Origin of the sequence: Pantanalinema rosaneae CENA516 (genome assembly GCF_050753385.1) — a bacterium.
Taxonomy (GTDB): Bacteria; Cyanobacteriota; Cyanobacteriia; order Leptolyngbyales; family Leptolyngbyaceae; genus Pantanalinema; species Pantanalinema rosaneae.
In genome coordinates this window covers 1-12,482 of record NZ_JBLZFZ010000075.1, presented here as the reverse complement: position 1 = coordinate 12,482, position 12,482 = coordinate 1, and the positions used below count along the sequence as shown (strand labels likewise).

Sequence of the window (12,482 nt, the reverse complement as noted above, 5' to 3'; positions counted from 1 at the left end):
TCATACCCCCACTGATCCGTGGCGCTTAAACTTAGGGCTGAACACCTTCAAACCATGCAGGCTCATGCCGAACGTGCCTACCCAGACGAATGTTGCGGTTTGCTCCTGGGTAAGTTAGTGTCGGATGATAGAACCCTGGTGGACGTGCGAACGGTTGCCAATGCCTGGGATGAGGAGGTTGCCAATGAGTTTGCGGCAGCAGAAGCCTCGCTGACTAAAACTCGCCGCTACTGGATTGCCCCGGAGGAGATGCTGGTGGCTATGCGGCAGGCGCGGCAGCGCGATCTAGATGTGATTGGGATTTACCATTCCCATCCTGACCATCCGGCTGTACCTTCCGAATGCGATCGTCGTCATGCCTGGCAGCACTATTCCTACTTGATCTTCTCTGTTCATCGTGGGCAAGCCGGGGAATTCTATAGTTGGCAACTTGATGACAGCCATCAGTTTCAGTCGGAAGCGGTGATTGTCATTGAGTCAGCTTCGCCTTAGGTCGTCCAACACCTGTCCTTCCATATTGCTCAAATCATCATGCTGAACCCCAATCTGGATGAGATTCAGTTAACTAAAGAAGAGTACGAACGCTATTCGCGCCACCTGATTTTGCCAGAAGTGGGACTGGATGGGCAGAAGCGCCTGAAAGCTGCCAGTGTCCTCTGTATTGGCACTGGTGGTCTAGGATCACCGCTTTTGCTCTACCTGGCTGCCGCTGGCATCGGGCGGATTGGCATCGTCGATTTTGATGTTGTGGATCACTCCAACCTGCAACGTCAGGTGATTCACGGTACGTCCTGGGTCGGCAAACCCAAGATTGAGTCCGGCAAAAATCGGATTTTAGAAATTAATCCCTATTGCCAAGTTGATCTCTATGAAACGCGGCTGAGTTCGGAAAATGCGCTAGATATTGTCAAAGACTACGATGTGGTGGTAGATGGGACAGACAACTTCCCTACCCGCTATCTGGTGAATGATGCCTGTGTGCTGCTGAACAAGCCGAACGTCTACGGGTCGATTTTCCGATTTGAAGGACAAGCGACCGTCTTCAACTACGAAGGTGGTCCCAACTATCGTGATTTATATCCCGAACCCCCGCCCCCCGGACTGGTGCCATCCTGCGCTGAAGGTGGCGTGTTAGGCATTCTTCCTGGCGTGATTGGCGTTATCCAGGCGACGGAAACCGTCAAAATTATTTTGGGTACTGGCAATACTCTGAGCGGTCGCTTGCTGCTGTACGATGCCTTAAATATGAAGTTCCGGGAGTTGAAACTGCGCCCGAATCCCGAACGTCCTGTGATCGAAAAACTGATCGATTACGAAATGTTCTGTGGCATTCCCCAGGCGAAGGCGGCGGAAGCCCAAGCCCAGGCGGAAATGCGCGAAATTACCGTTCATGAACTCGAACGTTTGATGAGTGGTGGATCGGCGGAAACCTACGTGCTGCTGGATGTGCGAAACCCGAACGAACACCAGATTGCCCGCATTCCCGGAGCCGTACTCGTACCATTACCCGATATTGAAAATGGGGATGGAATCGCTAAAGTGCAGGAATTAGCGAATGGTTCTAAGCTCATTGTGCATTGCAAGTCCGGGATGCGATCGGCAAAGGCGATCGGCATCCTCAAACAAGCAGGCATCGAAGGCACCAATGTCAAAGGTGGCATTCTTGCCTGGAGCCGGGAAATTGATCCCTCTGTACCGGAATACTAAGGCTGAATGTCACTGAAATAACAATCCGAACCGCCCCCCAACCCCCAATTCTGGGGGAGCCGAACCTCAAAGTCCCCCAAAGTTGGGGGCTTAAAGCCCTACGGGCATACCAGAAAAGGGGGCGATCAGAGTGAAGCGTGTCCTTAAGTCAGTGCCATTCTACTAAGGCTCCTTACTCCAACCCAATTGGGGATTCATTGGTAGGGGTGAAACATCGGGGCAGCAATCCTTGTAACGGAATCAAGGTGAATCTACCCAATGCTTCGCCCTTACAGAAATGGGTCGTTAAGCGATCATCATGAGTTTTTCAAAGGTTTGTAACTTGACGGCTTCTGTGAGGTAGCTGGTGCCGTAGATCCGAGGAAGCTGATTCGTCTGCACTAACACCTGTCTGACTTCCAGATTCGAGATATCGGCTAAAACCCGATTACTCAAAAGCGCGATCGCGGCAGCAATCCCCACCCCCTGACCAACGGCGACATTAAACTCGACAATTCTACCCGCCGCACAGGCATAGCCATCATAGCCAGAGCCGGGACTGACGACGGCCAGATTCGGCACAGTTCTGAGCAGGGTATGTTGGATGCCGACATTAAATAACGGTGGATGGTGGAACGATACACTGGTGAGATCTTTCTCCCTGGCCTTTGCTCCTAACCCAGCGATTCCACCCCGCACATCCAGATGATAGCCAAAGGTGCCGAGCGCCTGGTTCGCGGGTACGGCTCCTGCCATCATTTTGGCTCCGGTCAGTGGATCTACGACACCTACCACATTACCCGCGTGACGAATATAGAGTTCCGTTGCCGGACGGATGGCGGTTGCCCCTAAGCTTTTAAACCACCGATCGAGAAAGGTAATTTCTTGCAGCATCTCTGGGGTCGGTTTGGCGGCGGCTCTGGCTAGCTGTTCTGCTTGTGAGCCGGTACAGGCACATAGCAAGGCATTCCACGATAAGCGAGTCGGTGACAGGATGGCGATATTCGGCTGATCGAGAATGGCACCACTTTTTTCTAGCGACCACCGCTTGCCTCGGAACGAGTGATAGGCGATCGACAATGCCTTACACCGCACATCAATATGATCCAAGCCCACATACATGGTTTTTGGCTTGCCACTAGCGTCTACCAAATCTTTGCGGAGTTGCTCCATTAATCTGGCATCGCTGCCTGCCGCAATCTGGATAAACCGTTGGGCTTCTGTGTCATTGGGATTCGTTAATCGTTTGAGGAAATCCAGTTCAAATTGCCGCAAGCGATCGACACTGAGCCCTTCCGTTTCAAATACTAAGGTCACGGGCAGTTCTGACTCGGGTAGCCCAAACGTGCCAAAGCCCTGAAGCTTTTCGGCTCCGGCATATTGTGCCAGTTCTGCATTCACCGTTGCATCAATAAACTGCTTGGCAAGATAGGTTTCGCCTCTGGCTAAGCGAATCCCGGCTAATAAAGAACCTTGCTTTAAGACGGAATGAATCTGTACCCGACTGATAATATCGGCACCGACCTCACTTAACATCTGCCGCAGAGCGGTATCTGCCTTGCGCGGATCTAAGGCAATTTGGGCAACTCCGGCTCGCTGTAAAAACTCTTTATAGATCGCCGCAGGATCGCCAAATGTCCCGAGATTCAAGGACTGCCGCACATCAACGGGCACCATAGCGCGATCGAGGTATGCCAACCCCCCTCTAACCAAATGCCCACCCACCCCATCGGGAGAATTGCCCTTAAACATCAATAGGGTTCTGGGAAACCGTCCGGTGCGTCGCCGATGTTCCCTAGCTGCACAGACAAGCGCTAACACACCTGGAACTTCATCTCCGAAGCCAATAATGTCGTAGGAACGGGTTACAGAGGGAGTGGCGGAGGTCATAGAGGCAACTGTTCAGATTCAAGATATGCACAAGCATGACCATCCTACTCCAGCAATTTGTTCTCAGCGCACCCGACCCTACTGGAAATCGGCGCTGGATTGCCCTGCACCTCCTGGAGATATGTTAGGGTAATGCATCCAATAATTTGCCCCGTCTCTTGCTGCGATCGTTACCATCATGACCACTGTGGACTCGAACCTGTTGCAAACTGCCCACCAACACTATCAGGCAGGACGATTGCGCGAAGCAGAGATAGTCTACCGCCAGGTGATCGAACGCCATCCTCAGCAATCCGAGGTCTGGTTCTGGCTGGGGTTAATTGCCAGTCAATTAGGCAGGTTAGAAGAGAGTGTGACCTGTTATCAGCAGGTGATCCAGTTAAATCCTGATTTAGCCGAAGCCCATAGTAATTTGGGCACTGTTTTGCTGGACTTAGGTCGTCGGTCTGAGGCGATCGCCCATCAGCAACGGGCTATATCCCTGCTGCCGCATGAGTCCCATTTGCACTACAACCTGGCGATCGCTCTATCCCAGGATGGTCAACTCGATGCGGCGATCGCCCACTACCAGCAAGCCATTGCTCTGAAGGCTGATTATGCTAATGCCCATCACAATTTAGGAGCCGTGTTATTTAAGCAGAATCGTTGGGAGGAAGCGATTCCGTACTACCAGCAAGCGATCACCCTGATGCCAGAGCATGTCAACGCTCGTAATAGTTTGGGGGTGGCTCTGTTACGACTGGGCAAGCTAGATGCGGCGAAGGATCAGTTTGCGACAGCGCTAACCCTGAAGCCCGATTATGCCAGTGCCCATGATAATCTCGGCACCGTTCTGCAACGCCAGGGACAACTGGATGCCGCGATCGATCATTACCGTCAGGCGATCGCCCTCAAACCGGATTGTGCCAATGCCTATAGCAACTTAGGGGCTGCTTTAAAGGAACAGGGTAAGTTAACGGAGTCGATCGCCTGCTACCAGGAAGCAATTCGGTTGCAACCCGACCATGCCGATGCCTACAACAACTATGGTGGGACGCTGGTCGAGCAGGGCAAATTTCACGAGGCGATCGGCTGTTATGAACAAGCGATTCATTACCGCCCGGATTATGCCGATGCTCACCTGAATTTAGGCATCATTCTCCTGACGCTTGGTGACTTTCCACGGGGATTTGCGGAATATCATTGGCGCTGGCAAACCAAACAATGCCCCGATTTGCGCTATCCCCAAGCCCTTTGGGATGGTGCTGACCTGCATAGCAAAGTCATTCTCCTCACCGCCGAACAGGGCTTTGGCGATACCCTGCAATTTGTTCGCTATGCTCCCCTGGTTGCTCAGCGAGGTGGGCATGTGGTAATTGCCTGCCAGAAACCTCTCCTACGGCTGCTGAATACACTGGTGGGGATCGATCGCTGCGTCGATCGCGATCGGGTGGATGTGCAAACCCACTTGCACGCGCCATTACTGGATTTACCGCAAATTTTGGGAACGACGCTAGAAACGATTCCTGCCCAGGTGCCCTATTTGCAGGTGCCGCCGTCGGGAATCAGGTTGCCGGGGGAGGGGGGAGGTCAGGGAGATGAGGGAGATGGGGAAGGGCGGTTTAAAGTAGGGATTGTGTGGGCGGCGAATCCCTCTAGTAGTACCGCCAGTAAGCGATCGTGTGCGCTGCACCAGTTTCTTTCACTGTTAGAGATACCGCAAATCACCCTCTACAGCTTGCAGAAAGACTGCCCGGAAGCCGATCGTCCGCTATTGACCTCCCATGAGCGAGTCTATGACCTGAGTGAACAACTTGAAGATTTTGGGGATACTGCCGCTGCGATCGCTCAACTTGATTTAGTCATCAGCGTTGATACTGCTGTCGCTCACTTAGCGGGAGCCTTAGGCAAACCTGTTTGGACATTACTTTCCTACGTTGCCGATTGGCGCTGGCTGCGCGATCGTACCGATACCCCCTGGTATCCCACCATGCGACTATTCCGCCAACCTCAACCCGGCGACTGGCAGACCGTGTTCCAACAGGTCGCTACCACCCTACAACACACCATTGCATCCAGTCCCCCCATCCCAACAACTGTCACTCAACCTCCCCCATCTCCCTTACCCTCTCCATCCCCCTTATCTCCCTTATCTCCTCTCACTCCCCAACCCTGCCGCCACGGGACATTTCTCTACCATCCCCACGATCGCAGCGTCGGGCAATCATTAGTTTTATATGGAGAGTATTTAGAAGGTGAGCTAATTCTCTTGGCGCGATTGCTGCGATCGAGGGATCTGGTGATTGAGGTCGGGGCAACCATTGGGGCGCAGACCGTTTGGTTGGCGAAAACGGTTGGCAGTCAGGGGAAGGTGTTAGCGATCGAGCCGCAACGCCTACTGTTTCAAATGTTGTGTGGCAATTTGGCGGTGAATCAAGTCGTCAATGTTTATCCCTATCCGGTAGCGGTGGGAGCCCAGGCTGGGTTTACCCAGGTGACTGTGCCGCCAATGTTTCGATCGGCAGTAGAACTTCCTGTGAGTGAACCAGTTCAGGTGGCTACATTAGATAGTTTTGCGGTGCCGCAGTGTCGCTTACTCAAAATTAATCATTGGAACATTGCTTTATCGGTTTTACAAGGCTCTGTTACAACGATTCAGCGGTGCCAACCGATCGTATATATCCGCGATCGTCGTCCTCAAACAGCGATCTCTCACGATGGCAACAGAACCTTACTAGACGACCTGCAACAATATCTCGAACCATTAGGGTATGACCTGTATTGGCATCGAATGTCCTGGTATCGCTCTAACAATTTCCGGCAGCATCCCTTACCGGAGTTTAACCCGATCGCGAACAACCTCTTGGGAGCGCCGCGTCAACTGGGAATCACAGTGCCTGGAGTAGAGCGGATTACGCCATTGCCAGCGCTTTAAGCACACGCTGATGGGCACGATGATATCGGTGGAGTCGCTCCATATCCCGATCAGTGAGTGCCGACATCCGGGTTAGTGTCATGTTGTCCTCTAGGTCATACCGTTTGACGCGGGTGGCTAAGGGATTCGTCAAGACCCGATCGATAAATTCGTCGTAATTCTCTTCAGCCCGTCGGGTGAGGCAATCCAGGGCAGCGATGACGACCTCAGGACAGCCTTCGGCGGCTAGTTGGTCGAGTGTCCAGTCCGAATCTTCCACTACATCATGTAGTACAGCAACTATTTGTTCTAATTCGGTCTGCCCTCGCATCATCATCCGAAGGGGATGCAAAATATACGGCGCATTTGCCTTATCCAATTGCTCCTGGTGAGCCACTGCCGCAATTGCGATCGCTTTGCCCAATAAATGAGTCAATTCTTCATTCATCATGATTTACCGATAAGTCATGCAGAAAGGGGCTGTTGCACCAGCCGTTTGTTCGATCGTAGCGGCTTGACTAATCGACTTGAATGCCCTGGACCCCGATTGCCAGACTGCCAATGGCAAGGGAGTGATTGACAGATTGGCTCCGACTGGCGAACTTCAGCCAACAGCAGCGGGAGTTCGTGTTGCACCATCGCCCAATACATCCGGGGAAATTCTGCATAGTTAAAATTGCAAGCCCGGAACACTTCGATAATGCGGTGATAGCGATGCAGTGACCAATGCCGTAAAATCTGCCAGGACGGATGAAGATCTTCAGCCGCCAGGATTTCCTGAGCTTGATGGTGTAATCTGGGCAAGTAATTCTCCAGCCAAAACTGCATCATCCGGTGATAATTAGGATTCTGGTAGGCAGTGAACTGAAGAATTTCCTCCCGGCGCACACTATATTCTTGCAATAGTTCTTCAGGTAAATAACAAATACCCTGAACTGCATCTTCACTTAAATCGCGCAGGTTGTTATAAAACTGATCGATCGCACCCAGGGAGTAAGCGGCTTGGCGATACTGCCGGGGCAGGTACGGAAACAGTTGAAAAAACGAGCCTGCTAACGCCTTCAGCATCATTTCATACTGATCCAGTGTCGGAATTACCAGATTTGGGATATGGTAGCGGGCGATCGCAGACAAATAGCGTTGCCAAGCCCGGATCGCGGGATAGTCAATTACCCCCGTGGACTGCCACCAGCGATCGTAAAGGGGCAGCAAAAACTCGGTATAAATACTTCCGGCTGCTACCTGTCCTGTTTCAACTACCCCTTTCCATTCCATGAAGAATGTGTAAAATTGATGACTACCAGGGTTGAGTAAATCCTGTTCCGCTAATCGATCAATCCAGCGAATCCAGCGAATCCGTTGCACCCATTCATTCTGTACGTCGGATTCTAGTTCAGTCACCCAGGCAGCATTATCTTCGTCCTTGAGGGTATCGTCTGCCACGGCGGCATACAACGAGGAGCCAAATTGATTAGCCATAGTAGATGCGTCATTGTCAATGCGTATATACGCCATTCTTTGACTTTGCTATAGCTTTATAATTCCCCGCTTTTGCTAAGATTAACGTTGTGTCCTGGATCACATTGAGAACAACCAGCACCCGATGGGAAGCTGAACTGATGCAGCAGGTGTTGACATCTCACGAGATTGCCAGCCGAATTGTTGACTTAGGAGTGTCTTCCTATATGGGCTATGGTTGTCCGGCGGCGTTGCAAGTCTTGCCCGACGATCGCTGGACGGCATTGTTGTTACTCAGCCCAATCGGGGATGACACCAGTGAGGACGAAATGAACCATCCACCAGAGTTGCTAGAGTGAATTGGTATAATCTATCCGCAACTAAATGCTGGAATTGCCTGTCCCCCAATGTAGCGTTGATCATATTCGCTGAATTGTCTCTCAGAAGAATATTTGCTGTCAGCCAGATTTACATATTCAGTTAACAATCCACCACGTCCATGTCTCTATTTGATTGGTTTGCAAATCGACAAAAATCAGGTCCGATCAGCCAGGATCATCAGGAACGCGAGATTGCTGATGGACTGTGGTCAAAGTGTGAGGTGTGCAGCGTTCTCACCTACACCAAGGACTTACAGGCAAACCAGATGGTTTGTCCAGATTGCGGGCATCACAAGCGAGTCTATAGCGATGAACGGATTCGCCAGTTGATTGATCCCAATACCTGGATGCCGATGGATGCAGGGCTACACGCTACGGATCCTCTAAAGTTCCGCGATCGCAAATCCTACAGCGATCGGCTGCGGGACATGCAGGAAAAAACCAAACTGAAGGATGCCGTTCAAACCGGCGTTGGGCAATTGGATAGCATCCCGATGGCATTGGGCGTGATGGACTTCCGCTTTATGGGCGGCAGTATGGGTTCGGTGGTGGGGGAAAAATTAACTCGCTTGATTGAACGAGCTACCCGCGAACGGATCCCAGTTGTGATTGTCTGTGCTTCGGGGGGAGCCAGAATGCAGGAGGGTATGTTGAGCCTGATGCAAATGGCAAAAATCTCTGGAGCGCTAGAACGGCACCGGGATCATCACTTGCTGTATATCCCAGTCTTGACCCATCCCACAACCGGGGGAGTCACGGCGAGCTTTGCCATGCTGGGCGACATTATTCTGGCAGAACCCAAGGCAACGATCGGGTTTGCCGGACGGCGTGTGGTGGAACAAACTTTGCGCGAAAAACTGCCGGATGACTTCCAAACCGCCGAATACTTGCTACAACACGGATTTGTCGATGCGATCGTGCCTCGTACCCAACTGAAAGCGACCCTGGCGCGGTTAATGCGACTGCATCAGCCGATCGCTCCAGCCTCTCCCCTCCCACCAATACATTTACCCGAAGTGGAAGTGCGATCGTTCAGTATTTCGGCTCCGGACTAAAACGGAAAAAGACCTGGCAGCCCCCCGCCAGGTCCGCAGTTGCACTTGAGCAAACTGATGATGTTTTTAAGATACTGGGGATCATGCCTTTGCCCCTTCCTCGCACCAGATGACCTAAGTGGGTGATTTTGGGCTCACCCAAATGAAAATTTTCTTTGTACAGGTGATAGCCTCCGCCGATGCCTCAACACTATCCGCGCGATTTAGTTGGTTACGGGCAGCATCCTCCGGATCCCCAATGGCCCCAGCAAGCCCGGATCGCTGTACAGTTTGTGATCAATTATGAGGAGGGTGGCGAAACCTGTATTCTGCATGGGGATCAAGCTTCGGAAGCCTTTCTATCGGAAATCGTTGGGGCGGTGCCGTTGATGGGACTGCGCCACATGAACATGGAATCCTGCTATGAGTACGGCAGCCGCGCTGGATTCTGGCGACTGCATCGCTTGTTTACCGAACGCGGGATTCCGGTCACGGTATATGGGGTAGCTATGGCACTCGATCGCCATCCCGAAGCCGTTGCTGCCATGCAAGCCGCCGATTGGGAGATTGCCAGTCATGGCTACCGTTGGATTGACTACAAATACTTTAGTGAAGCCGACGAACGCCAGCATTTACAGCAAGCGATCGCCCTCCATACGCAAGCCACAGGCAGCCGTCCCCTCGGGTGGTATACCGGGCGCAATAGTCCCCATACCCGCAAACTGGTGGTCGAAGCGGGAGGATTTCTGTATGACTCTGATAGTTACGCCGATGACCTGCCCTATTGGGTGCATGACTACGGCACTCCCCATCTAGTGATTCCCTACACCCTGGATCACAATGACATGCGGTTTGCCACCCCCCAGGGCTTTAACTCCGGCGATCAATTTTTTGCGTACCTGCGCGATGCCTTTGATCTGCTTTATGCCGAAGGGGAAACGGCTGCCAAAATGATGAGTATTGGTCTACATTGCCGATTAGTGGGTAGACCGGGGCGGGCGGCGGCTCTGGCTCGCTTTTTGGACTATGTGCAACAGCACGATCGCGTTTGGCTATGTCGCCGGATTGACATTGCCCACCACTGGCATACCTACCACAAACCGCAGTAGTCGCTGTTAAACCAGATGCTTTTGTAAGACGGACTTGGGAGCGCGGCGAATTCGACACAGAATCGTTTCCTGCCCTAAGCGCGTACAGGCTTCAAACCGATGGCAGCCCGAAAAGCCATAATACTGCCCATCCACTTCCAGTACATCGATCGGCTCTTGTTGTCCAATCTCCTGAATCGATGCCATTAACGCGGCCACTTTTTGTGGATCATTTTGCCGAAACAACGGTCGCCGAATTTGGTTCAACTGTAATGCTTCCACCCGTACCATGCGTGTATGCCTCAATCATCTCTTTCTAAATCATACTCATTACGAGTTTGAGCTGCAACTTTTTGGGGATTTATCGGTCAACTATCCTGATCTACTGCTTGAGGCATGGCTAATGGCTAGTGAGAGTCCCTGGCATCACCAGATCAAATCAGTTCATGAAAAATAACGGATTGCATTTTGTCCAAAGAGCACTATCTTAGGATCTGAGCAACTGCGACCTGTCATTGTGGGAGATAGACAACTTTGCGAGTTCAGCCTGCTTTTCTCAACCGACTGGCGGTACTGCCGCTGCTGTCCCTCTCACTGCTGTCTGGCACGACCTTAGCAGTGACGGCTCTTTTGGGTTCCACAGTCAAGGCAACCCAAGCGGCAAATCCCCCAAATCCCGATCTCTATGTTGGCATCGTGCAGCGATTTGGCAGCAAGCCCACCGATACCTTAACGCTTCAGGCGAACTCGGGCGATCGGTTAACCTTCCGCTTGAAAACAGGTACTCAGGAACAAACGGTCACCGGGACAATGGCTAAGTTGGAAATTGTTACCCAGCCCTTGCCAGAACCCAAGCTAGAAGAACGGGTCGTGCTGGATACCCACCGCAGCTTTGAGAGCGCCGAAGCCAGTGCGAATCAATGGCGGGCGCAGGGCATTGAGGTGGAGGTGGCTCAACCCGGACGGTGGCAGGTGTGGGCAAAACGAGAGGTTTATAGCAATCCCGTGGTGCGACGGTTATTACTGCAAAACTTGCAGTCTAAGGGCATTCAAACCGCTTATATTGACAGCAAAGTGGTGCAACAGCAACCAAAATCGTCATTGGTGGTGAATGGCTACCGTTATAACCGCGATTACATCGACATCTCCTCTAACCAGGGAGTGATTCAGGTTAGCCCGATCGGGGACGATCGCGGTCGGAATCTGTATGCGGGCACGTTACGGCTGCAACCGAATACCTATGGCACCTACACCTTAGTCAATCGAGTCCCGGTAGAAACCTACTTGCGTGGTGTTGTACCCCATGAAATTGGCACCTGGGCAACTCCCTCGGTCTTACAAACCCAGGCAATTTTGGCCAGAACCTATGCCTTGCGGAACTTGCGGCGGTTTGCTGTAGATGGCTATCAACTCTGTGCGGATACCCAATGTCAGGTATACAACGGCTTGACGGGAGCGGCTCCAGCCACCGATCGGGCGATCGCGGCAACCAAAGGCTTAGTGCTGACCTATCAAAATGAACTGGTGGATGCGGTCTACTCTTCAACTACGGGGGGAGTTACGGCGGCATTCCAGGATATCTGGCAAGGAGCGGATCGCCCCTATCTCCGGGGTGTGTTGGACTCGGTTGGTAGCCCCTGGGATTTATCCCGCTACCCCCTGACTGAGGAACAGCATGTCCGGCGGTTTATCAGTCAGAAGAATGGCTTTAACGAAGAGGGGAGTCGCTGGTTTCGCTGGCGGGCAGAGAGTCGGCTGGCAGAATTGACGAAAGAGTTGAAGACCTATCTGGCAACTCAAAAAAGTCCGTTAGCTGGATTTAAAGCGATTCAGCAAATGCAGGTGCTGCAACGATCACCCTCGGGTCGGGTGTTGAAACTGGCTGTCACCACCGATTTGGGGACTGTGGAACTGGAGAAAGACAATATTCTGAAGGTGTTCTATGCCCCCAATAGCACCTTTTTCTACCTGGAACCGCTCTATGGAGCAAACAAAGCCCTTCAGGGATATGCCTTTGTCGGCGGGGGCTTGGGGCTGTCTCTTATACACATCT

Annotated in this window: 11 protein-coding genes; 7 read left to right on the top strand and 4 right to left on the bottom strand. The window is 52.2% G+C overall.

Annotation, left to right across the window (positions count from 1 at the left end; genetic code table 11):
- The first annotated feature begins 18 nt into the window (after nucleotides 1-18).
- Nucleotides 19-492 carry a M67 family metallopeptidase gene (locus ACN4EK_RS28260; protein WP_431661771.1) on the top strand — a complete coding sequence of 158 codons (474 nt, stop codon included), beginning with the start codon at nucleotides 19-21 and terminating at the stop codon, nucleotides 490-492.
- A 39-nt stretch (nucleotides 493-531) separates the two neighbouring features.
- Nucleotides 532-1,707, top strand: a complete 1,176-nt coding sequence (moeB, locus tag ACN4EK_RS28255; protein ID WP_431661770.1) for a molybdopterin-synthase adenylyltransferase MoeB — start codon at nucleotides 532-534, stop codon at nucleotides 1,705-1,707.
- 285 nt (nucleotides 1,708-1,992) lie between these two features.
- Here the strand turns inward: moeB and ACN4EK_RS28250 are convergent, their stop codons facing one another.
- Nucleotides 1,993-3,576, bottom strand: a complete 1,584-nt coding sequence (locus ACN4EK_RS28250) for an FAD-dependent oxidoreductase (RefSeq protein ID WP_431661769.1) — start codon at nucleotides 3,574-3,576, stop codon at nucleotides 1,993-1,995.
- A 187-nt stretch (nucleotides 3,577-3,763) separates the two neighbouring features.
- Here ACN4EK_RS28250 and ACN4EK_RS28245 point away from each other — a divergent pair, with 187 nt between their 5' ends.
- Nucleotides 3,764-6,490 (top strand): FkbM family methyltransferase, encoded by a 2,727-nt coding sequence (locus ACN4EK_RS28245; RefSeq protein ID WP_431661768.1) that lies wholly within the window; start codon nucleotides 3,764-3,766, stop codon nucleotides 6,488-6,490.
- Here ACN4EK_RS28245 and ACN4EK_RS28240 read toward each other — a convergent pair.
- Both ACN4EK_RS28240 and ACN4EK_RS28235 read right to left on the bottom strand, forming a co-directional pair.
- Nucleotides 6,468-6,920 (bottom strand): phosphohydrolase, encoded by a 453-nt coding sequence (locus ACN4EK_RS28240; RefSeq protein ID WP_431661767.1) that lies wholly within the window; start codon nucleotides 6,918-6,920, stop codon nucleotides 6,468-6,470. The two genes, ACN4EK_RS28245 and ACN4EK_RS28240, sit on opposite strands and share 23 nt — an antisense overlap.
- Before the next feature lie 14 nt (nucleotides 6,921-6,934).
- Nucleotides 6,935-7,948: a squalene/phytoene synthase family protein gene (locus ACN4EK_RS28235; protein ID WP_431661766.1), complete on the bottom strand. Its 1,014-nt coding sequence runs from the start codon at nucleotides 7,946-7,948 to the stop codon at nucleotides 6,935-6,937.
- Nucleotides 7,949-8,037: 89 nt separating this feature from the next.
- Here ACN4EK_RS28235 and ACN4EK_RS28230 point away from each other — a divergent pair, with 89 nt between their 5' ends.
- From ACN4EK_RS28230 to puuE, 3 genes are all read left to right on the top strand, one after another.
- The gene (locus tag ACN4EK_RS28230; protein ID WP_431661765.1) at nucleotides 8,038-8,286 is read left to right on the top strand and encodes a putative signal transducing protein; all 249 of its coding nucleotides are present in this window, start codon (nucleotides 8,038-8,040) and stop codon (nucleotides 8,284-8,286) included.
- Between the two features lie 140 nt (nucleotides 8,287-8,426).
- Entirely contained in the window at nucleotides 8,427-9,362 is a 936-nt protein-coding gene (gene accD, locus ACN4EK_RS28225; protein WP_431661764.1) for an acetyl-CoA carboxylase, carboxyltransferase subunit beta, read from the top strand.
- 179 nt (nucleotides 9,363-9,541) lie between these two features.
- Nucleotides 9,542-10,450 carry an allantoinase PuuE gene (gene puuE / locus ACN4EK_RS28220; protein WP_431661763.1) on the top strand — a complete coding sequence of 303 codons (909 nt, stop codon included), beginning with the start codon at nucleotides 9,542-9,544 and terminating at the stop codon, nucleotides 10,448-10,450.
- A gap of 6 nt (nucleotides 10,451-10,456) precedes the next feature.
- Here puuE and ACN4EK_RS28215 read toward each other — a convergent pair whose 3' ends face one another.
- A complete protein-coding gene (locus tag ACN4EK_RS28215) occupies nucleotides 10,457-10,720 on the bottom strand; it encodes a ParB N-terminal domain-containing protein (RefSeq protein WP_431661762.1) in 264 nt (87 codons plus the stop codon).
- 243 nt (nucleotides 10,721-10,963) lie between these two features.
- Here ACN4EK_RS28215 and ACN4EK_RS28210 point away from each other — a divergent pair.
- On the top strand, nucleotides 10,964-12,482 hold a 1,519-nt coding region (locus tag ACN4EK_RS28210; protein ID WP_431661761.1), incomplete at its 3' end, for a SpoIID/LytB domain-containing protein.

What these genes read in the sequence shown, in the direction of transcription:
- ACN4EK_RS28235 (WP_431661766.1), bottom strand. Translation starts at nt 7,948, where the DNA reads ATGGCTAATCAATTTGGCTCCTCGTTGTATGCCGCCGTGGCAGACGAT.
- ACN4EK_RS28240 (WP_431661767.1), bottom strand. Translation starts at nt 6,920, where the DNA reads ATGATGAATGAAGAATTGACTCATTTATTGGGCAAAGCGATCGCAATT.
- ACN4EK_RS28215 (WP_431661762.1), bottom strand. Translation starts at nt 10,720, where the DNA reads ATGGTACGGGTGGAAGCATTACAGTTGAACCAAATTCGGCGACCGTTG.
- accD (WP_431661764.1), top strand. Translation starts at nt 8,427, where the DNA reads ATGTCTCTATTTGATTGGTTTGCAAATCGACAAAAATCAGGTCCGATC.
- ACN4EK_RS28250 (WP_431661769.1), bottom strand. Translation starts at nt 3,576, where the DNA reads ATGACCTCCGCCACTCCCTCTGTAACCCGTTCCTACGACATTATTGGC.
- puuE (WP_431661763.1), top strand. Translation starts at nt 9,542, where the DNA reads ATGCCTCAACACTATCCGCGCGATTTAGTTGGTTACGGGCAGCATCCT.
- moeB (WP_431661770.1), top strand. Translation starts at nt 532, where the DNA reads ATGCTGAACCCCAATCTGGATGAGATTCAGTTAACTAAAGAAGAGTAC.